11 protein-coding genes and 2 pseudogenes are annotated in these 22251 nt (G+C 65.6%); 6 read left to right on the top strand and 7 right to left on the bottom strand.

Going from position 1 to position 22251, the window contains the following annotated elements; genetic code table 11:
- Window positions 1-428 precede the first annotated feature (428 nt).
- Both QMK30_RS38955 and QMK30_RS32140 read left to right on the top strand, forming a co-directional pair.
- A complete protein-coding gene (locus tag QMK30_RS38955) occupies window positions 429-599 on the top strand; it encodes a helix-turn-helix transcriptional regulator (protein WP_502963266.1) in 171 nt (56 codons plus the stop codon).
- Between the two features lie 287 nt (window positions 600-886).
- Window positions 887-1181, top strand: a pseudogene (locus QMK30_RS32140) (leucine zipper domain-containing protein); the annotation flags it as partial.
- A gap of 165 nt (window positions 1182-1346) precedes the next feature.
- On the opposite strand, the gene QMK30_RS32135 reads toward QMK30_RS32140, so the two are convergent.
- The 7 genes from QMK30_RS32135 to drmD form a co-directional block, all read right to left on the bottom strand.
- On the bottom strand, window positions 1347-1595 hold the full coding sequence (locus QMK30_RS32135; protein ID WP_283521880.1) for a hypothetical protein: 249 nt from the start codon (window positions 1593-1595) through the stop codon (window positions 1347-1349).
- A gap of 92 nt (window positions 1596-1687) precedes the next feature.
- Window positions 1688-4762 carry an NB-ARC domain-containing protein gene (locus QMK30_RS32130; protein WP_283521842.1) on the bottom strand — a complete coding sequence of 1025 codons (3075 nt, stop codon included), beginning with the start codon at window positions 4760-4762 and terminating at the stop codon, window positions 1688-1690.
- Window positions 4763-5491: 729 nt separating this feature from the next.
- Window positions 5492-6226 carry a DISARM system phospholipase D-like protein DrmC gene (gene drmC / locus QMK30_RS32125; RefSeq protein WP_283521841.1) on the bottom strand — a complete coding sequence of 245 codons (735 nt, stop codon included), beginning with the start codon at window positions 6224-6226 and terminating at the stop codon, window positions 5492-5494.
- On the bottom strand, window positions 6219-8252 hold the full coding sequence (gene drmB, locus QMK30_RS32120) for a DrmB family protein (RefSeq protein ID WP_283521840.1): 2034 nt from the start codon (window positions 8250-8252) through the stop codon (window positions 6219-6221). Before drmB ends, drmC begins: the two co-directional genes overlap by 8 nt.
- Window positions 8249-12001, bottom strand: a complete 3753-nt coding sequence (gene drmA, locus QMK30_RS32115; RefSeq protein ID WP_283521839.1) for a DISARM system helicase DrmA — start codon at window positions 11999-12001, stop codon at window positions 8249-8251. The genes drmB and drmA overlap by 4 nt, the downstream gene beginning before the upstream one ends.
- A complete protein-coding gene (locus QMK30_RS32110; RefSeq protein WP_283521838.1) occupies window positions 11998-16035 on the bottom strand; it encodes an Eco57I restriction-modification methylase domain-containing protein in 4038 nt (1345 codons plus the stop codon). Before QMK30_RS32110 ends, drmA begins: the two co-directional genes overlap by 4 nt.
- Complete coding sequence (gene drmD / locus QMK30_RS32105) at window positions 16032-19235, bottom strand: DISARM system SNF2-like helicase DrmD (protein ID WP_283521837.1); 3204 nt, start codon at window positions 19233-19235, stop codon at window positions 16032-16034. Before drmD ends, QMK30_RS32110 begins: the two co-directional genes overlap by 4 nt.
- 193 nt (window positions 19236-19428) lie before the next feature.
- Here drmD and QMK30_RS32100 point away from each other — a divergent pair, with 193 nt between their 5' ends.
- The 4 genes and pseudogenes from QMK30_RS32100 to QMK30_RS32085 all read left to right on the top strand — a co-directional run.
- Window positions 19429-19755, top strand: a complete 327-nt coding sequence (locus QMK30_RS32100) for a transposase (protein WP_283521836.1) — start codon at window positions 19429-19431, stop codon at window positions 19753-19755.
- A gap of 5 nt (window positions 19756-19760) precedes the next feature.
- Window positions 19761-20519 carry an IS3 family transposase gene (locus QMK30_RS32095; RefSeq protein ID WP_283521879.1) on the top strand — a complete coding sequence of 253 codons (759 nt, stop codon included), beginning with the start codon at window positions 19761-19763 and terminating at the stop codon, window positions 20517-20519.
- A gap of 195 nt (window positions 20520-20714) precedes the next feature.
- A complete protein-coding gene (locus tag QMK30_RS32090; protein ID WP_283521835.1) occupies window positions 20715-21779 on the top strand; it encodes an IS110 family RNA-guided transposase in 1065 nt (354 codons plus the stop codon).
- Window positions 21780-21800: 21 nt separating this feature from the next.
- Window positions 21801-22022: pseudogene (locus tag QMK30_RS32085) on the top strand (integrase core domain-containing protein); the annotation flags it as partial.
- Window positions 22023-22251: the final 229 nt, after the last annotated feature.

The raw sequence follows: 22251 nt of genomic DNA, 5'->3' as shown, positions 1-22251 counted from the left end.
AGGCAGCCGTTTCGCCAACGAACCTCGCGCCGTATTGGAGCCAGACCTAGTTGGCCTGAGACCGCTGCCGGTCCGTTGACGCTTACCGGACTAATGGGGAGTGGCGATCCATCAACGGTTCGCTACTTTCCCTCACCGACGGCGAGACCGAGCAGACGTCGGGTACGTGATGCGGCGCGCAACATAGACGACGATCGCCGGTTAGCCAAACCGGCGATCGTCGCGACCATTGAGGAGTTCGCGGACGGCTCCGCTCGTGGAGTCCTGCGGATGAGTGTGGCCGTCGATCCTTGGTCTCAGGATCCAGGGGATCGCGCGGATGTCAGACCTCGGTGGTTCGATTTTCGCCCCTTGACGGGCGAGGTGGTTTTGGAGGAACCGTGACGCAGGTAGTAAGTCGTTCGGATGAGTCAGCGGCTTCGCAGTTCATGGGAGTGAAGGAGCTGGCGGTCTATCTGGATGTGTCGACTTCCTGGCTCTACCAATACGGGACGCAGCTCGGTCTCCCTCGGTACAAATTCGGTCGTGGTCGTACCGCCAAGGTGCGCTATCGGCGCAGCGAGGTTGACCGGTGGGTGAAGTCGCAGCGTGTTGAATAGAGGGAGGGTCAGCGTGGAGGCCCCTCGTAACGTTGAAACACGCGGTTAAACAGGGCCCTTTATATTGCCCCAGCCGCTAGTGTCTCGTGATTCCGTTGACGTCACGTCTGCGGCATGCAACGGCACTGGTCAGCCTGCCTGTTGAGGAATCACATGAGGTACGCGAACAGAAACACGCGACACTAGGTGTATTGATTACGAACGTTGTTGACATGGGAGTCTTGACCAAAGGCGAAGACCTCCAGTGTGGTGAAGCTGTCTAGGACTGCACCGCACTGGAGGTCTTCGTGTCTCACCGTAATGCCCGGCTGACCGTTCACGGCAGACGTATCCTGGTCGAACGAGTCCTCGCGGGCCGTCCGGTCGCCCACTTTGCCGCAGAGATGGGCACATCGTGGCCAGCCCACCGCCCATAAGTGGGTCCACCGCTGGCGGGCCGAGGGCGAGGCCGACCTGCACGACCTGCACGACCTGCACGACCGCTCCAGCCGACTTCGCACGATTCCGCACCGCACGGCCCCCGTGACAGAATCCGCTGTCTGCTTGCTGCGGCATGCCCGCAAGCTTGGCCCAGCTCGCATCGTAGGGTCGAAGAGACGCTCCTCCGCTTTCTGGCCCCCCTGGGTGGTTATCGACAACTTGCCGAGTGGGCCGGTCGGTGGGGTGCTGTTCGGCATGTTGGAGTGGAGTGCCCCGGCAACTACGGGGCGGCGCAAGGAAGCTCATCCGATAGTGCGGGCCACTGGCTCACGGTGCGGGTGCTGGCTGAGCGTATTGGGACCAGTGCTCGCGTTGCAGGCGGGCCTTGAGGAGCACTTCGACGGCGGCCTGGAGGTGCAGGATCGCGTACTTCAGGTCCCGAGGCTCGGGCGGATCGCCGTGGGTGAGGTAAGTGGTGGCGCTCAGGAGATCGTCGATGCCGTTCTGCATCGGCGGGAAGTCGACGGCTGGCTGGCCGCCGATGAGTTCACGGCGGTTCCGGGGTCTGATCTCCAAGGTCTGCATCCTTTTTGAGGGCCAAGTGGCGTGGATCGAAGGGAGGCGAAATCAAATCCTGGCCCAGCGGCAATCACCCTACAGAGAGCAGCTCAAGCTCCGCGCAGCATCATACTGACAGCGGACGCGATGACGGCATCGGACAGCGACCGCCAACCGATTTCGTCATCCCGGGTGAGGGCCGCCGAGTCGTGCTCCGTGAGATCCCTGTGGGCGGTGCGAATCCTTTCGTGGTCCTGATCGCACATGGCCTCGAGGAGACGGAGCGTCTGCATCTTGAATGGCATGCACGTCATCCCGGCCTCGAGGCTGAGGTGTCCCGCGGGCATATGCGCCACCATGCTGATGAGGGTGGACAGAAGCGACTGGCACTCAGGGGCGGGCGATGCGTCGGCGCCGCCGATCAGAAGAGTCAACGCAATGCGGCACTCGGGCACGCCGGAGGCCACGGCCAGCCCAACACGCAAGCCGACGTTGTGCACGGTCCTGGCCATCAACTGTGGGTGCAACGGCCACTCGACCATGTACTCGCGGATGGCCTGCAGATTGCCCAGGGCATCGCTCCACCGACGCTGAAACGTCAGGGCCTCGGTCAGAAACGCGGTCAATTGGAGGCGCTGCGGGCGGTCAAGGCTCTTGTCCACCAGGAGTGTTCGACAGCGCAGTTCAACTTCCTCGTCCGACATGTGCTCGTTGCTCAACGCCAAGTTGATCTGGCGAATCTCGCGCTGTACCTTCGTGCGCCACGTGCCTGGCAATCGCTCCTGCAACGACTCAAGATCGTCTGAGAGGGCCTGTATCGCCGGGGCCTCAACCCCACGGCCCGCGTGACCGGCGAGGATCGTCAGGCAGTTGCCTACAACGAGGGAGACGTCCTCGGGCCGGGAATCGGCGAGTTGGCTGGCAAGGTCTCGGGCGCGGTAGAGGTGCTTCAGCCAGACTGCCGACTCTTCTCCGATGTTTCGCAGTACGTCGGCGAGCTGGGTGCGGGTCTTGAGTTCAAGCAAGGGAGCGGGCTCCTTGCGGGCGAGGAGGTGCGCCAGTTCGCTTTCAAGTGCCTCTCGGGCGTCGTCCAGCTCTCCCAGCAGGACGTATGCGCCAGCCAGGTTGCCCCACATGACAGCCAGAATGTCGGTGGCGATGCCCAGCCGCTCTGCGTGGTTGGCGAGGTTCTGGACGTGAGGCAAGACAGCGAGGAGGTGCTTCTCGTCGTTCGCCTCGATGAATGCCGCCAGCCACCCCTGCGCGTGGAACGCGGCCTGGCTCAGGATGGCGGGCACGTCGTCGCCGGATTCGACCAGTGTGCGGATGACGTGTTGCACGATCTCGTTGACGCTGATGGTGTCGTCGACGCCCTCACAGTGAACGGCCGACCATTGCTCCTGAGGCAGCGTGCACAGAGGCTCATCGCGCTGGGCCAGCGACTCGGTACGCAGTGCGCGATGCATCTCGTGGGCCGTGAAGGGCACCTTTACTGACGGACCCAAGACCGCTGGATGGCGAAGGCTCACGCGGGCGGCATTGCCGATGGACATCAGGGTGGCGAAGTAGAGCAGCCAGATCGGGATCTGCCGGGAAGCGAAGTAGGCTGCCCGGAAGAGCGCGTACGCGGCGCCATCCGAAGCTGGCTGCAGCTCCTGTTTGTTCATCAGGCGCAGTAGTGCCAACCGGATCGCGCCGACCAGCGTTTCGGGATATCCATGCGGGATGGAGTACCTGTCATCAAACGCCAGATCACGGATCTGCTCGAGGTAGGTGTCCGACTCGCTGAGTCCCAACTCGCAGCCGGCGAGATAGCCGCAGGCGAGCTCCATCGCCAGCGGCCAGTACTCGAGACGCTCTGCGAGAGCAGCGGCACTTCGTTCGCTGCGCGCGTCCCAACTTCCCTGCTGGCCCAGACGCATCCGGATCAGTGCTCTCGCCTGATCGGCAGTCATGACCTGTACTGCAACCCTGGCTGAGTGAGTTGCCCAACTGACCTGATTGGTCGAGGTGATGAGGATGTCGCCACGCCCGCTGGACGGCATCCAGGGCTGCACGAGACGGCGGTCAACGACATTGTCGATAATCATGAGCCAGGGTCGCGCCGAGGCGCCGAGCAATGTACGCACTCTGTCGCGGAGCCGACTGTCGTCCGCATCAGCGCCGTCGATCCCGCGGGAGACCAGCCAGTCATGAATGGACTGAAAGGAAACGCGCAGGGACGCGCTGCTCTCGCCGTTGACCCAGAAGATGTGGTCGTAGGCATCGGCCAGGTCGTGGGCATAGCCGGCGGCGATACTGGTCTTGCCGATGCCGGAAGGGCCGAGCACCGCGCAGAGGCTTACCGAGCGTTCCCCTCCACCGTCGGTCAGCGCCGTACGGATCTGATCGATCAGGTTCGGGCGGGGGATGTCCGGGGGAGCAGGCACCGCGCTCACCATGATTCCCCAGTCGAACTCGCCGAGCTCATATGCGAGATGGTGACCTGGAGTCAGTAGCTCGTCGCGGAACTGTGTGAGGGTGAACACCCCGTGGAACTCGCCTGAAGCGCGCCGGTGGATTTCGAATGCCAGGTAGTTCGTGAGGCGGCCCGCAGAGTCATGGCCGAGGCCGTCGCGGTGCTCGTTGCGCAGACGTCGCATGCGTTCCCGGAGCTGATCACGCAACTGATACCGCTCCCGGGGATCGACCGAGATTCGTGCCCGGTGGAGCAGGCCCAGCTCTTCGTCGCTCATCGCCGCAGGCTCTTGACGCCAGCGGCTGCGCTCCATCAACCGTTGAAGCTGCTCACGAAGCTCGTGCGGATCGTCGGTGCTTAAGGCCCGGTTGAGCTGCATGGCCTTGGGATGGAGCCGCATATTCGTGATCAGTCTGTACGACTGCGCCCGGGGTCGTGCACGGATCATTCGAAGGAGGATGCCGAAGGCGTCGGGGGCCGACATTTCCGTGCCTGAGCCGCCCGATTTCACCTGTACGGCATGCAAGGTGGCGTTGTCGTGGTCCACGAGCTCAAAGTCGATTGCGTCGGGGTCGGTCGAGTCTTGATCTGGTGTGACCGCGGGTTCGATCAGTGCTGCGCCGACACCAGAGATACGGCCTTCCGCTGCATCGAGGAGCGCTTCCAGCGTCACGAGATACTGGTACTGAAATCCATCTGCTGCCGCCTGACCACCGCGCTCCGCCACCCGCCGCCCTCCCATCCGTATGAAGGGTTCAACTTACCCGTAACCTCCGACAGCTGCGCTCGACGACTACGGAGCAAGAGTCAAGGGTGCGGGCTGTGCCCGCCATGATCGCTCCAGCGGGGCTGGCGAACGTCGGGTGGAACCCGTAGGCGCGGACGTGCTTCGTCTGGGCGTCGGAACAGGTAGGCCAGCAGCCTGAGTAGGAGGTCTGTGCGACAGCCGCCGCTCTCGACAACCTGGAGGACGAGGGCGCGTTCGCCTCCTACCCTGCGCGCGGCGGCGCGGAGGACATGCCCTGACAGTGCTTCTACTCCGAGGGCGAGTACGAGCGGGAGTTGAACCTGCCCGACCGCACCACGCGGAGCTTGGGCAGTACGCCGCGACGAGCAGTACCCCGTCCTCCAGCGGATCCGCCAGCTTGCCCCCGCCGCACGGAGTCAGCACCCTCGCGACGCAGCACGGTGACCAACTTTCAGTAGCAACGCGGACCCAGCCCAGTTAACGATGCCAGTCAACTCATAACGCGGTCGGCATCTGCGGGGTTATTCCGACGCCTGCCTTTACCTGCCGCATGTTTGGTCACTGCGCGCAGTTCGAGCACGTTTATGCCGGACACGGCTGTCCGCAGCCCTAATCGAGCGGCAGTAAGAAGTGATTGGGGTGGCGATGAGATCATCCGGGTTCCCTCCGCCAGTCCTTCTGGTCGAGCTCAACTCGAATCTGGCACCGTCAGGAGACTCGTTCGTACAGGGCCCCTTCAGTCTCCCGCAGCTCGCGCTCGACAGCTTCCGTGAGGTTCGGGTTGTCGATGAGGACGCCGAACTCGACGTTGTTGTTCTCTGCGCTCCAGGAGAAGTTCGCGCTGGTCACCAGTAGAAGGTGGTGATCGATGGCTAGGAACTTGGCATGGTTGCGGACGTACGTGCCGTCGAACTCCTTGGTGCGCCAGACCGCGGCTGGTGCCAGGTGAGCGGCGACTTGTTCGGTCGTCGGAGACCAGTGCTGTCCGCTGTCATCGGCGGCCCGGGTGTCCATGTAGACACGGACGGCGACGTCGTCGCGCTGTGCAGCTTCCCGTAGTGACTTCCAAAGTGACGAGCTCCGTTGGAAGTTGAAGGTCGAGCATGTGATGGCGTGGCGCGCGCTGTCGACGAGGCGGGTCACCGAGGTGGTGAGCGGCCCGGTCTGGGCGAGGTGCCCGGGCATGGTCCACAGCGGCGACAGTGTGGTCGGCAGCGCCCGGGCGCCCTCGATCGCACGCAGGACGCGGATCTGCTGGTTCGATGCCTCGTCGTTGCTAGCTACGGCCTGCAGCAGATGCCGGACTTCTGCTCGCTGGCCGGCCGCCACGAATTTGAGCGCGGTACTGAGGGTGTCGCCGTCGGCCAGCCGGTCCGCGATGCCTTTGGCTTCGGTCCCGGTGAGGAGCTGGCCGAGCTGTCGTGGTGCGTCTGTCTCACTCATTGACTCGGAAGTACCCGAGGTCGCTGCCGGGCAGGTTGAGGAGGAAGCGTCGGTCGAGGAAGCGGTTGGCGCGCTCGCAGGAGGTCTCTGATGCCATCACACAGCAATGGCAGGCGGCGCCGTGGAGGAAGTCCTCGGGGTCCTGCGGAGTGCGCCTGGAGCAGATGGGGTCGGAGGAGCAGCGTGTGGCTTTGCGCAGCGCGCTGTCGACGACTCGCTGGAGGCGCGAGGGCTCGCTGAGCTGCACGAGGCCGCCGAGGGTGCCGTCGCTGTCGGAGGCGGTGGTGCAGATGAGAAGTCCGGCTGATGGGTCGCGGCCTTCGGCGGCAGGCCAGGCGTAGAGGCGCTCGCTGAGGCTGGCAGCCGAGTATCCGCAGGTGAGGGCGAGTTCGCGGATCAGGGTGTGGGCGAAGGTGTGGACGAGCCAGTAGCGCGGAGGCTTCAGGCGGGTGTCAGGGTCGACCTGGCCTGCGGTGTCGGAGAAGCGGCGCTCGAAGTTCCTGCGGTGCGCGTCGCGGTGGGACGTCCACAGGTCGGTGTCCAGGACGCGCTTCTCCCATGCAGCGACCGCGTTTTCGTCGAGCTGGATGAAGATACCCTCCCCCCGGTCTTCGGTTGCTACAGTCCAGGCCGGTCGCGGCGTCCGGGTCAGCGGGGCCAGCCGGCGGGGGAGATCTCCTACTCGGTCCATGTCGTCGATCCGGGTGAAGCCGACCAGGGCGTTCACCTTGCGGAGGCGTTCGACCGCGAGGACGCGGGTGATTTCCGGCTGCAGTGTGTCGCCTCGCTCGCGGGTGGCGAGAGTGAGTCCGCTTTTGGGGTCTTCGACGCGGGTGCCGACGATGTCGCGCAGCAGGTAGCGCCATTCGGGGACGAGGAGGTCGACCGGGTCCCAGTCGCGGAGCTTCTCTTCCTGCTCCTCGGGAGTCTCAGTGGGCGCGGAGGCAACATGAAGGACTTGTTCCAGGTCATGGTCGGACAGACCGGTGACGTCGACGCCACCGTCCATGCCGAGCAGGTCCCTGATCAGGTCGAGGTTGGTGCGGTACTTGGCGAGTTTGTCGCCGAGCGCGGTGCGGACCCGGTCGGCCAGGTCGCTGGCCTTCTCCTCCTGGGACTCCGGCATGACGACGATCGACTGGGTGGCAGGGAACCACAGGTTGGAGGCACCGACGAGCATGAGGCGGGTTTCGTTGCGGCAGCCCTTGGGCTCGAAGGCGTCCAGGTGAGGGTGTCGCCCGCGGCACTGGGGAAGTTTCGCCTTACCGGCCTCGCCCTGGGCCTCGTTCATCGGGCGGCGCAGACCGCACGAAGCGCAGTGGATAACAGCCGAGGCCCCCTTGCCGGCGGTCCGGTCGACCATCTTCAGGGCGGGCAGTTCCGCTTTGCTGCACGGTTGCCCGCGGTGCACCCACAGGTCGTACGGGAACTCATCCAGGTGCCCGTCCACACAGGCCAGCAGGTACCGGGCCGGGATGGCGGTGCGCCGCATCGCTTTGCGTGGGCCGGTTCCCGCGCGGCCCGTGCACTTGGTGTGTTCGAAGACGGCCAGGTCTGTGCGGAAGGGATGCGTATTGCGGTAGTCGAACTGCGCGAGCAGTCCGAGCATGTCGCAGCCCGTGCACCGCAGCCACTGTGGGAAGACGCGGGAGGGGACGCCGAGGTCGTTGCCTTCGGCGGAGCGGCTGTATTTCTTCGGCTGCCACGGATACGGCCGCAGCTGCACGTCGGGTGATCCCATCATCCAGCGCACCACGTTCCGTAGCCGCGGGGCGTGGATCTGTGGGGGTGCGGATTCGCGCCGCTGCCAGATGCGGTCCCACTCGTCGAGCCCGGTGGGCATGATCGTGAACTGTGGCAGGTCCATGATCGCACCGGGGCCGTAGGTGTAGAGCAGGGAGGAGGGGCGGGCCGAGCCGACTTTGGCGCGGTTGTGCTTGGTGGCCTTCTCCGCCTCCTGCTCCAGGTCGCCCAGCGGGTCGACGGCGTGAGCGACGTCGTGGACGAATCGGGTCTCGTCACTCACGAGTTTTCCTCCGGCATCTGCCACTTCGGGGCGTAGTCAGGCGCCCGGTACACCAGACGTTCCTTGATCGGACTTACTAGCAAGTTGATCTCCGGCTGAACCTCACGCATCGAGTTCGCGACGATGAACGGAGGCGCGTCCCGGGTGTCGATGCCTGCCTTGGCGTTCTCCGCGCTCATCATCAGCGCGTCGTGTCGGGTGTCGTCCAAGACCTTTTCGTAGACCAGGGACTTGCGTAGGTCCATGAGGTGCTTGCGCCGCTTGCCCCACTGGTCGAGCCGGTTCTCCAGGCGCAGGCGGGCGCGGTCGGCGGCGTCCTCATCGCCAGCCCGGGCGATTCGGCGTACGAGGGCTTCGATGAGCTCACCTGCGAAGTGCTGCTCGGACTCGATACGCGCTGCACCGTCCTCCGGGGACAGCCCCTGGCCGTGACCGGCCCTGGTGGCCTGCAGGACCCTGGCCGCGCTGACCAAGACACCGTCCAGGCCGCGCTCCAAGGAGGTCACCGAGAACGGTGTGACCGAGAGCGCCTCGACCTGCGCATAGAACGTCTCGTGATAGTGCCGGAACTGCTCGAAGTGGGCGAGGTCCCTGGGCCGCGCCCAGTTCCCCAGTGCCAGAACCAGCCCCGGCCGGGCGCCGTCGCGGCCGACGCGGGAAGACGCCTGAATGTACTCGGCGGTGTTCTTCGGCTGGCCGACCACGAGCATCAGGCCGAGCCGGGGTACGTCGACGCCCACTTGCAGCATGGAGGTGGCCAGTACCACGTCGTACGGATTGACCTCGCGGGTGAGATCCGGCTTCTTCGCCTCCCGCAAGGCGCGCCGGTTGCGCTTGCCCGCCGTGGAATCGAAGCCGGGATCAAACGACATGGCCATCTGGTCCAGCGTCGCAGTGATGTCGGCGCTGGCCACCCGTGACGTCAGCTCGGCGACGTGCAGCGAACCGAAGTCGGTGCCGGTGCGGCGAGGCAGCTTCGACCAGGGGCGTCCCTTGGCGAGCGCAGTCTGGATGTCGTCGCTCATATAGCGTGCCATGCCCGCCAGTTCACGGGTGGCGCTGAAGTAGCCGACCAGGCTCATATACGGGTCGGCCACGCTGCCCGAGCGGTCAATCAGCAGTTGCCCGCCGGCCATGAGGACCTCGGCAACCCGGATCTCCGCCGTGGTCAAACGCACTCCCGTCGTGCTGACCCCGACGTACCGGCGCCCGGGGTTCTTCTCGGAGACTGGGATCTCCTTGGAGAAGAACGTGTTCCCGGCGTCCAGGACCTGCGGCGGGAAGATGGTGACGTCCCGCCCATACAGGGCACATACCTGGTCGGATGCGTTGCGTGCGGTGGCGGTGGAGGCGACAAGGAGCGGGCGCACCGGGCGCCCGTCCTTCGTCCGCCAGTCGGTCATTACATCGATGGCCACCTCGAACAGACCGACCGTGGTGCCGAGCGCTCCGGTGATCAGGTGCAGTTCGTCCTGGATGACAAGATCCGGGGGCCGCAGCCGCATGGCCGGACGTACGTGGGCGGCCGGGTGGCTGTCCTTCTTGGGGTGCTTGCTGCCGTCCTTGATGTCGCACTGCTGATAGTCGGGGTGGACGAAGCCGTGCCGCTCGCAATGCCGCGAGACATGCCCGAAGAGCGAGGCGGCCTCGCCCTCGCGGGCCAGGCGGGCGAACTTGTCCACCGTGGCGATGACGAACGCCGGCGCGAGACGGTAGATCTCCTCGTCCACCGTGAGCACCGGCAGCCCGTTGGGGACCTCACCGCCGTCGGCGAACGGGCACTCGGCCAGCTCGTCACCGCAGTACACATACACCCGGCGCAGCGCGGGCTCTGTGCGTACATCCCGCGCCTCGACCCGGGTCCCGCACCACGGGCAACGCTGGATCTGCAGCACCGTCAGTCGATAGCCACGGCCCCCATGGGCTTTCTGTAGCTGATCGGCAGCCTCGTCGTACCGCTTCGGACTCACATCGGTCCCGACCCACAGGCCGATCCGGAACGGCTCATCCCCCCACGTCGCCACGTCATCGCGCCGCGCCAGCTCAGCCGCGCACACCAGCGTGGTGGCACGCTGGAACTGCTGAGCAGTGAGCAGGCGCAGCGTGTACCGCATGAGGACAGCTACCCCAGACCGTCCATCCAGCGGTCCGTCAAAGGCATCCACGACGCCCTGACGGCGCCTGATCGCGAAGGTATACGCGGCAAGACCGAGATACGCCTCCGTCTTGCCACCACCGGTCGGGAAGAACAGCAGCTGCGCCTTGGCCAGATCTCCCGACCGCTTCTCAGCCGCCGGATCGGACAGCATCGGCAACTGCATGAGCACGAAGGCCAGCTGGAAGGTACGCCACGAATGCGCCCGTTCCTTCTTGTCGGCAAGGATCGCTTCGCGGGCCTCGTCAATGCCCTCCTCGGGTGCGCTCGCCCGCCGCTCCGCGACCTGCGACTGCACACGCTGATCGGCCATCACCCGGTTCATGAATCGGAAGCAGCGCAACGCCTCCTCGTCCCCGAGAAGAAACTCCAGTCCGTCGGCGAGCTGGTGCTGTACCCGGCGCGCGTCCTCAACCGCTTCCAGGCCCTCGGACCGCAAATGATCCGGAAGGGCCTCGGCTCTCCGCTGCTCGTCGTCCAACCAGGCCGTGTAACCCGCGACGATTGGTTCAAGTCCTGTGCGCAGCTCGACGGTTGACGCTCCCTGGAGCTTGCGCATGTCCAACAGGGCCGCACCGATCTCCTCGGCAGCCGTCTGCGGCGTCTCGCTCACCGGCAGCCACGTCGTCCAGACCTTGCTCGCCCTGCGTGCCCCCTCGACGGTCTTCCAGTCCACCGAGCAGGTTCGACCGTGAGCGAACTCCAGACGATTGCGGTACTGCAGCCGCAGCCGACGCAGCTCGTCGTCCTGCTCCTCACGCGTATCGAGAAGTACGTCGTTGACCGGCAGGAAGACCTCTGCCCCGCCTGCCGACACCGACAGCTTCGTCTGGTACAGCCATGCTTCAACCGGGATCTTGCGCGGGGTCTCCCGGTCGTTGCAGAGCGCCACCTCTATCAACCGGCAGCCACGCTCGGTGTCGTCGTAGCGATCCACCCGGAGCACGATCTTGTCCTTGAGTGTGATCTCCGTCGTTCGGGACGGCCCCAGGTCAGCGACCCTGATCGTCTTGGCGATGGCGTGGGGGGTGCGCTGGAAACGGCGGAAGGCAGGAGCGGGCGCCTCGCCCTCGCTGGCGTCTACGCCCTCACCACGCTTCTCCTTCACCGGCTCGTATGTGCCCCACGAGGCGGTGACCGTGAACTCGTCCAGGTCGTCGGGGATCTGGCACCGAAGCCCCATCGACGCCGGGATCATCAATCCGCGTTTCTGCGGCTGGTCCTCGACCTCGTCCTCATCCGAACTGGCACTGCTGTCATCGACCGCGGTCAGTGGGACACCCCGGCTCTCGGCGGCGTCCACGGCATCGCCTACGTCGCTAGCGGCCTCGTTCGAGCCCGCCTCGCCAGGGTCAGCGCGGCCGGCGGTGAGTCGTACGGGCGCGATCCGGCCGATCAGGTACGCCGAGTCGGGGACGCCTTCGAGGATCTCTTCCGGGCCGTTGGCCGGGCCGAGGAGCTCCCGCTCCAAGATGTCGACCAGGTTCTCGCGTGCCGTCCAGGAACGGTCGTCGGGGTCAAGGGCGAGGCGATACGGCGGGGCCTGGGGGGTGCCGGCGGTGGGCTGGGCGTTGTTGCGCTGGGGGGTGGTCACTCGTCGCCCTCCTCTTCCTCGGTGGCTTCATTGCTGTCGGAGGGACTGACAACGCCTTGTGAGGCAGCCCGGCGGTGGTTCTCTTCAAGGAGGCGGTCGAGGATCTCCACCCGGGCGGCGGGGCTCACCGTCCAGCGCTCCATCTGGCGATAGGTGTGAAAGCCGTGATCCAGGGAGACCTCGTCCCAACCGTAGGCGGCCATGACGGCTCGGTCGAGCTCGACGTGGATCTCGCGCAGGCGGGCCACGTCAGGGTCGGCGCTGTCAGCGATGCCGGGGTCGTTGACCAGGTTGTAAACCTTGGTCAGGCCGAGACCTCGGCGCAACATGATCTCACGGCGCTCAGTGTGGAGAATTCTGCCAAGTTCGGCCAGTCGGCCATCGTCTGCTGGTGGCAGGGGGAAGGTTTCGAACACGCCAGACGGGGTGTACCGCGGATCCTTGCGTAGGCCAGATCCGTATTTGATCGCCCACATTTGATGCGGCGCCGACGAGAGCACTGCCTGATCAAAGAATGAGTCGGTCGCAAATACCACCAGTGCGTCACCAAATACTCGGTCGTTGGAAATCCGGCTCGGCATAGCAGTGACAGAGTGCCTGGGCATGGCAAGGACTTCGCTCAGTTCTGAAATAGCCTTGCGTAGGCCAGGGCGTTTCTCGGCGAACTGCCACCAGTAGTCGCGATAAACCTTTCGATTATTCTTAAGGCGCTGCGGTCTGACTTGTTCGAGCGCCCTCTCGTACGGCAATGCGTACCGTTTTGCTGATTCTTCTTGGTGATTAGTAAAGTCGATGATGTGGCGAGAAGCGGAGCTGTCTGGGCGAGAATTGAGGTCCTCGCCTCCGAGGTACGGGAGAACCACATCGGAATTTCGAGGGTCGGCCTCTGCCCACTCTGCTGCTTCGATTGACGTAACTACAAAGCCTGAACCCGTAGGCTTGCATCCCTCGAAAGTGACGCCGAGATTTTCGGCCAACCGGAGGGGATTACCTTCAACCCTCCCCGTAGGTTCCAAGAGTGTCGAAATTCGCCGTACCGCGACATCGTCCGCAAACCTCGGGGTGTCACTCGCCACTGTACGGCAGGTTCCCCAAATTGCCGCGTATTCTAGGCTGGCGCTCGCGGCAGGCCATGGTCGGCTTTGAATGGACCGAGTAATGGTGAAGCCGTTTTGAGTCATTTTATCGAGGCTTACCTCGCGACTCTTCCCTTGGGCGATACTGTTCGTTGCAATTAGGCCGAGTCCCCCTGCCGGGGTGAGGAGTTTTTCGGCGCGAAGGAAGAAGTACGCTACCACGTCGGCATTTCCGCGATGCCCGGAAGCGCATACCTCAACGAGCCAATCCCGGACGTTCGTCCCCATCACCCCCGTGATGTCGGAACCGGCGAGAAATGGTGGATTGCCGATAATGGCGTCGAACCCACCTCGTTCCATCACATCCGGCACCGCCAGAATCCAGTGCAGCGGCTTCCATCGTGTGTAGTCCGTTGTCACGGTCGGAGAAAGTCCGGCCTCCTGGATGCCGTCGAGCATCGTCCGATCACGCTCTGCGTCCTCGCCTCCGGCGGGGTACGCGCTTTCCACGGCGATGCGCAGGTTCTCGTACGCTGCCTTGAGATGCTTGCCAGGCTTGCCGCCCCATTGCAGCCCTGCCGCGATCACGCCGTCGGCGACGTCAGCGAGTTGCTCGGTCAGTTCCTGGTACCGGCGCCACTGCCGACGCTTGGTGGCGGCCGAGCGCTGCGGGTCGTTGTCGTCGACCTCGCTGGCGAGCTGGCGTCGCAGGCGGGTGGCCTGGTCCAGGATATCGTCTACGTCCAGAGCGAACACGCTGAACTGATTGCCTGCCGCGGTGGGGTCGATGTGGAGGCGGCGTAGCTGGTCGGCGTCGGTCAGACCGAGGAGGGCGTTGCCGTGCAGCACCTTGTCATCGACGAAAGAGAACGGAAGCTTCGGGTCCAACGACACCAGCCACAGTGACAGCTTGCACATCTCCACGGCCATGCCGTTGATGTCGGCGCCGTACAGGCAGGTCGCGACGACGGTCCTTATGGCGTGGACGAGCAGGTCGTGTGGTGTCCTTCCGTACGCCACCCTCTCGCGCTGCCATGCCTCGACGAGGCGATCAGCTAGGTAGCGGGCTGCGGCCACGAGGAAGGCTCCCGAGCCGCAGGCGATGTCGGCGATGCGCAGTTCGAGAATCTGGTCAGAGTCGAGTGGTCGCCATGCGTCCTGGTTGGCGGTCTGGTGCGGACCGGGTGCGTAGACGAGAGGCTCAAGCGCGTACCGGACGACTTCCTCGGCCAGCGAGCGCGGTGTGTAGTGCGCGCCCGCCGAGGCCCGCGAGGGGGTCTCCACCAACAGGACACCGCCGGGCTCGACGACGAGGGGACGGCCTCGTAGGTCGCGGCGGATGATGCCGATGAACGGTCTTAGCCGCTCGCGTAGTTCGGGGTCATCGGTGACGTCGCGCAGGGCGATCTCGATGTCGTCGAGGGTCTCGCCCGCCTTCAGCGCCTTGCCGAGGGCGGCTTTGCTGGACGGCTTGGCCGCAGGCTGGTTCACCTTGACCCAGGCGAGGATCGCATCGGTCAGCGCGGCTTCGGTGTGCTTGACCGTGCTGAGTTCTTCGAGCGTGGCGAGGGGGACCTCGGGTTCGGAGCCCGCGCTACCGGTCAGGCCGACAACGATCTCTTCGGCGGGCTCGCAGGAGTAGCCGAGGAGACCCTCGTAGATGTAGCCGATCTGTTCGACGTCGATGTCGCGGAAGGAGATCCGGCGGGCCCCGCCGGGCAGTTGGGCGATCTGGACGGCGCGCAGGACTTCGAGCATGACGCGGTCGCTGACCGTGATGGCCAGAGTGTCCTGGGAGTCGCAGGCGGTGAGGAAGCCGAAGCGGGCAGGGTCGAACAGAGAGCCGCCGTACTCGGGCAGGCGGAGGTCTTCGAAGGACGCGCCCCGGTACAGGGCCTGGGAGGTGGCAAGGAGCCGGTGCCAGGTCAGGAAGGTGGCGTCGAGGGCCTGTTCACCTTCCTCCTTCTCCCGCGCGTCAAGGAGGTCGAGTTCGTCGCTGATTCCGTAGCCCATCGCGAAGAGCCGGCTCTGGGGCAGCAGCCCGCGCTCTTCGGCGAAGAGGAGGAAAACCACGCGCATCATGACGGTAACGGCGCCCCCGTAGACCTCTCCGCGCTGCGCTGGCAGAGGGTCGGCCTCGCCGCGTCGCCGCGCCTCCAGGGCACCTTCGGACAGGGCCTGGACGATGAGTTCGACGGCGCGGCGGACCTGGGTGCCGAGCGCTTCGGTGATCTTCTCGGCAGCGGTCACAGACTCGCCGAACAGTTCGGTGAGTCGGTCCTTTGGCTTGCCACCGATCAGGCGGCGTCGCTGGAGGAGTTCGATGAAGGCGTTGCGGGTCTGGGGCTCTTCGATCCAAGTCTGGGCGTCGACGATGCCAGAGGCGACCATAGTCTGCGGGCGGGCGCTGACGAGGGCCCACCAGCGGCCGTCGGTGACGACGCCGATGGGCACGCCGGAGGCGCGCAGCAGCTCCTCCATACGGTCGATGGGACTGGCCGACCAGCCGTCGGTGAGCGGATCGCGCAGGGACTCCGCGGGGTCGGTGATGAGGACGAGCGCCCCGGTGGTGTCGCCGTGGATGAGGGCGCCAGTGGCGCCTACGGAGACGCTGTAGTCGGGAGAGTGAATCTCGGCAGCGGCCGGGGCCAGCACTGTATAGGAGGCACCCCAGCGCAGGCCCTGGCGCAGGACGAGGTCGACCCAGGTGTCGCGGGCCTCGCGGTAAATATCGAGGGCGGCGTCGTCGTCCGGGTACTCGTCCCAGTTCTCCCACGCCTTCTCGAAGGCTGGCTTGGCGTCCTTGATGGCGTCGAGTGCACGGGCATCGGGCTGGGGGATGCCCTGGGGCCAGAGGCGTTCCAGGGCGGGGACGGCGAGGAACGGGCCATCGGTGTCGACGAGTTCGAGCCATGCACGATGCAGGTCGACGGCGGTCGGGGCGTACTTGCGGCTCATGCCTTAACCATTCCGTTCTTCGCGTCTTCGGGGGTGAGAGCGAACACGACCGCGGCGGCCGACATATAGGGCCTGATGTCGCTGTAGCGCTCCCGGATCGACGCGATCTCGCGCTCTTCCTCGTCGCCCAGGCTTTCCAGGCGTTCGTTCATGTGGTGCAGGTCGCGGCGGCGCTGCTTTTGCTGGTCGTCGGTGAATAGCAGCTCCTCCTCGGCGCGGATGGCCTGCTCCAGACGGTCACGGGACTCGCGCAGGTTGATCCGGAACGCGCCGAAGATCTCGTGGGCGCGCGCGATGTCGGAGTCCCGGCGCTGCGTGAGAGCTTCGGTGACCTTCTCCTGGCGGCTGGCGCTCTTGCGTTCCATCGCAGTCAGCAGGCGGCTGCGCAACCGTGCGCCGTCGTCGTTCCACTGCTCGGTGAGGTGGGCACGTACGTTCTCCTCTGCGAGGAGCAGCTTCTCGGAGTCGAGCGTTTCATCGAGGACCTGTTCGACCTTGGACTCCGCGAGTGCCTGGCCGCGCAGGCGGACACCGGTGAGGAAGACCTCCTCGTGGAGGCGCAGCCCGCCGCGGCCGACCAGGACGAGCCGGGAGACGGCGGCGACACAGGATTGGGGAAGATCGGGGGCGATGACGGCGGTGACTCGGTGGACCGGGGAGTCCGTGCTGAACAGCGCGGAGCGCAGGGTGCGGGTGGCCCGCTGCATGAGGGCGTGTCCGAGGTGGATGTGGACGAGGTCGGTGCGCTGTTGGGCGGCTTGGTCGTCGAAGGTGATGGGGCGCAGCACGCCCGGTTCAAGGCGGGTGTCCAGGCCGCGCAGCGCCGGCTGCCAGGTGCGGCCTAGGTTCGGGATCTCGAAGACCTGTGCTTCGGTGCGGTCGTCGCCGATCTCGACGAGCGGGGGCTGGGCGGTCAGGGTGAGCGCGGTGTCTACGACCCGGCGCGCGTTGGCGGGCGTGAGGTGCATGGCGGCCTTGGACTCGCTGTAGGTGTCCGACAGCTGGGTCAGCTTGCGGTTCAGGTCGATACCGCCGGCCAGTACCCGGGTGATCACCTCGTTGGCATCGTCCGGCGCGGTCAGCCGGGCCTTGCGCGTTGTACGGGTGGGAGCGAAGTGTTCCTGCACCTCCGCGTCGATGACCTGGTTGACCTTGCCAAGGTCCTCGGTGGCCCGCCCGACCTTCGTCGCGATGATTCCCATGAACTTCATGTCCGCGTCGTACGTCGTGGAGCTGGAGACGGGGACGAAGTGGAAGATCTCCGGGTTCTTGGTCTGCCCGTACCGGTCGATCCGGCCGATGCGCTGTTCCAGGCGAGACGGGTTGAAGGGGATGTCGAAGTTCACCAGGCGGTGGCAGTGGGTCTGCAGGTCGATGCCCTCGCCCGCGGAGTCGGTGGCGAGCAGGACGCGGACCGGGTGCTTGTCGGGGCTCTCGGTGAACCGGGCGCGGATCTTCTCCCGCTCCTCGGTGGGAGTCGAGCCCTGGATGACCTCGAGCACGTCGTTGTAGCCGCGCTGGCGCAGGATGCCGGCGATCCAGTCGAGGGTGGCCGCGTACTCGGTGAACACCACGACCCGTTCGTTGGTCCAGTGGCGGCCGTCGGGGCGGCAGATGGTACTCAGGAAGGACAGCAGTTCTTCCAGCCGGGTGTCCGGCTTGTGCTCATAGCCACGCCCCCACTCGACGAGCGAGGCGATCTCGCTGCTGGTGGCCGCGACCAGGGGGTCCGAGCCCTTCGAGTGGCGCAGCGCGGTGAACTCAGGGTGCTCGGCTGCGCCTTCCTCCTCGTCGGACTGGGCGCTGCCCAGGACCTCCGTGAAGTACGCGTACTCGTCGTCTACCCGCAGCTGCCGGTCACCGTCGCCAGCCTCCTCGTACAGCTCAAGGGTGCGGGCGAATGACCAGGGGCTGGATAGGAACCGCTTCTTCAGCAGCATCGCGACGATGTCGCCGCCCGATCCCTTGCCGTTCGCGCGGGCGCTATCCGTCAGGAGCCGCTCCAGCCGCTCGAACTGCTGCTGCTCCTCTTCGGACGGTGTGAACGGGAGGGTCCCGAGCTTCCGAGCCTTGAATCCCTTGTCGGGCAGGTCGGTCTTCAGCCAGCGCACCATCACCTCCTTCAGCGCCTTCTCATCGATGCTCGCGCCGCGAGTGAACCGGCGGCCGTCGATCATCTCCAGGAGGGCGGTGAACGACTCCGAGTAGCCGTTGTGCGGCGTCGCGCTCAGGAACAACCGGTGTTCGCATGCCTCCGCGAGCTTCTTGGTCGCGGTCGTTCGCTTGCTGTCCACCGCATAGCCGCGCTGCCCCGGAGCCGTCGTCGGGCTGGCCGGCGCCACATGGTGAGCCTCGTCGACTACCAGCGCGTCGAACGCGTACCGCCGGGCTGTGCCGGAGCTGCGCACACCGGCCAGCACGTCGCGCAGCAGACGCTGTGCCCGAAGCGACGGCAGCCACGCCATGCTCACGATCACGCGGGGGAAGAGCCGGAAGGGGTTGGCGTTCAGCCCGTGGCTGCGGCGCACCTTCGCCATCAACTCACTGTTGACGATGACGAAATCGAGGCCGAACTTCTCCCGCATCTCGTCCTGCCACTTCAACGAGAGGCTCGGCGGGCAAACGATGACCACGGAACGAGCACGGTGCCTCAGCAACAGCTCCTGCACGACGAGGCCGGCCTCGATGGTCTTGCCCAGGCCGACATCGTCCGCGAGGAGGAGGTTCGTACGCGAGGACTGCAGGGCCCGGCGCAGCGGCTCCAGCTGATATGCCTCGACATTTGCGCCACTTCGGAAGGGCGCCTGATACGAGTCCGCGTCCGCAGAAGTCACCGCCCCCCAGCGGACCGCGTCCACGAACGCGGCGAGCGTGTTCGGGTCGTCGAACGCCTCCGCGCGCACGGTTTCAGGTAGGCCCTGGTTCGGCGCGACCGTGTGGCCGACCTCCAGCTCCCAGACCACCGTCAGCTCCTGCCCGAGCCGGTCCTCGTCCAGCGACTGCAGGCTGACCACATGGGAGAGACCGGCAACGCCCTCGTCGGCAGGGCTCCGCGGCAGGCCCTGCCGCTGGACGTCAGAGACCGCCCAGGTGGAGCCCCGGACTTTGACGACCTGCCCCGGTTCTGGGACTGGCGGTAGGGCCACTGGACTCGGGGCACTGCTCGCTGCGCCCTGCGGATTCTCCGTAGCGGTCGCCACCTGGGCCGACTCCTTAGTCCATTGCTGTCATTGTCGTCCCGTGACGCCCACAACGCTTCGCGTCGTGTCTGCCGCCTAGAGGGTCACGAAACCCCAGTATCTCCGAGCTTGGGTAGGGGCCGCCGCAAGTAGGCAGGACTCGCTGAACCGCCCCGCTTTGAATGGAGACTCGATTTCGTGAAAGGATCGAGTCATGGCACGACCTTCCCGATACCCGCTTGAGCTCCGTCGTCGTGCGGTGCGCATGGTCGCCGAGGTACGCGACGACTACCCGACCGAGACGGCTGCTCTGCAGGCGGTTACCGAGAAGCTCGGTATCGGTTCCCGCGAGACGCTGCGGAACTGGCTGAAGCAGCACGAGATCGACGCGGGCCAGCGCCCAGGGACGACGACGGAGGAGTCCGCCCAGCTCAAGGCGCTGAAGAAGGAGAACGCCGAACTCAAGCGGGCGAACGACATCCTGAAGGCCGCGGCGAGTTTCTTCGCGGCCGAGCTCGACCGGCCACTCACACGCTCGTAGCGTTCATCGACGAGCACCGGGCCCGCTTCGGCGGTGTCGAGCCGATCTGCAGGGCGCTCACCGAGTACGACTGCAAGATCGCCCCTTCCACCTATTACGCCCACAAGAAACGTCTGGCCGAGCCCTCGCTCCGCACCCTGCGCGATGCGGACCTTAAGCCGGTCATCCACGAGGTATTCGCCACCAACTACCGCGTATACGGGGCCAGAAAGATCTGGCGGGAACTGAACCGGCAGGGCCATCCGGTCGCCCGCTGCACCGTCGAACGACTGATGCGCGAACTCGGCATCACCGGCGCGGTCCGCGGCAAACGGGTCATCACCACGATCCCTGGCGGCCAGGTCGACCGGGCCCCGGACCTCCTCGACCGGAACTTCGTCGCGAGCGCGCCGAACCGGTGCTGGGTCGCCGACTTCACGCACGTGAAGACCTGGTCCGGCGTCGTCTACATCGCGTTCGTCGTGGACACCTTCTCCCGCCGCATCGTCGGCTGGTCAGCCGCCACCAGCAAGGAGACCCAGCTCGTCCTGGACGCCCTGGAGATGGCCCTGTGGCAACGAGACCGGGATCAAATCCCTTACGAGAAAGGTGAGTTGATACATCACTCGGATGCCGGTTCGCAGTACACGAGTTTCAAGCTCGCCGAGCATCTGGACACTGCCGGCATCGCGGCAAGCATTGGATCAGTCGGAGACGCGTACGACTGTCAGTCTGTTCGTACCGGATCCCGCAAGGATCGGGTAGCCCCGGCCGTGTCGGTCTGACTCTTGCTTATGACTGGCCCCACGGGTGTCCTGGCGTTGATCTGTCGACCGCCGGCCGGGCACGCAGCAAGCGCTGCCGCCGGACGGACGTGACCTGATAGGAGCCTGGAGCCAACTCGTCAAAGCGTCCCCGTGACAGTCCTGTCCGCCCGGCCGGCGACAGCGTGCACTCCACGCTACCGACCGGGAGGAACAGTGAACAGCGACGAACAGCACAGGTCCGGGTACGTTGTGATCGGTGTCGACACGCACAAGCACGTGCACGTCGCAGCCGTGATGGACACGATCGGCGGCATCCTGGCGACCCAGACGATCCCCACCGACACCGGCGGCTTCCAGCAACTACTCAACTGGGCCGAATCCTTCGGCAGGATCCTCGCGTTCGGGATCGAAGGCACCGGCTCCTACGGCGCCACCCTGACCTCGTTCCTCCGCCGATCCGGGCACAAGGTGGTCGAGGCCGGCCGGCCCGACCGACGGCTACGGCGGATGAACGGCAAGTCCGACACCCTGGACGCCGAGAACGCCGCCCGCGCCGTCCTGGCCGGGTTCGCGACAGCCACCCCCAAGAGCGCCGACGGCGGGGCCGAGATGATCCGGCAGCTCAAGGTCGCCCACGATCAGGCTGTCGAACAGCGTTCCGGCGCCATGATCACCATGAAGGCCATGCTCGTCCACGCCCCCGACGCCCTCCGCCGCGAGACCGCCGGTAAGACACAGATCTCCCTGGCCCGGCACCTGGCTGCCCTGCGTCCCCAACGCCTCGAAGTGCCCGAGGACGCGCTGCGTCATGCCCTGCGGACCCTCGCCAAACGGTGGCAGTACCTGGACGCCGAGGCCAAGGAACTAACGCAGATGATCGCGGAGCTGGTCGACCGGACCGCCCCACAACTGCTGGAACCCTTCGGTATCGGCGTGGACACCGCCGCGGAAATCCTCGTCGTGGCCGGCGACAATCCCGAGCGCATCAAGTCCGAAGCCGCCCTCGCCAAACTCGCGGGCATCGCACCCGTACCCACCGGCTCCGGGATGACCAGCGGCAGGCACCGCATCAACCACGGCGGCCACCGCCAGCTCAACGCCGCGATCTACCGCACCGTCATCGTCCGCATGCGATTCCACCAGCCCACCATCGCCTACGTCACCCGCCGCACCGCCGAGGGCAAGACGAAACGGGAGATCATTCGCTGTCTCAAACGCTACGTCATCCGCGAGGTCTACCACCTGATCCGCCCCGCTCCACAAACCCTGCCGCAGTGAGTTGACAACTATAGGAGCGTCAACGCCCTGATGGAATCGACGATCGGTCTGTACAAAACGGAGTTGATCAAACCGCAGAGACCCTGGCGGACGCTGTCCGAGGTCGAACTGGCCACCGCGGAGTGGATCGATTGGTACTGCCACCGCCGACTCCACGGTGAGATAGGGCACATCCCGCCCGTCGAGTACGAGACCAACTATTACCTGACCACCACGAAACCCCAGGTCACAACCACAATCTGAGCTCTCTATCGAACCCGGGGCGGTTCACGCTGGCATCGCCTTGTGGCGCCCATATAGACCCTGCTTGGTTGGGGCGGCATCGGGCTGTCGCCAACTCCCCCTCTAGTGCGTTGGCCACGAACGTTGGCGGGGTTTGGTCAGGCGGCTTTGAGTCGTGGGCGGCCCCAGCGTTGCTGGCGTTCACTGCGGACTTTGGCGCGTTCTCGGCGTTGGGCGGACAGGACGTCGG

Source organism: Streptomyces sp. H27-C3, from assembly GCF_030063415.1.
Lineage (GTDB): Bacteria > Actinomycetota > Actinomycetes > Streptomycetales > Streptomycetaceae > Streptomyces.
The sequence above is the reverse complement of the archived record's forward strand: the minus strand, read 5'-3'. Positions and strand labels throughout refer to the sequence as shown.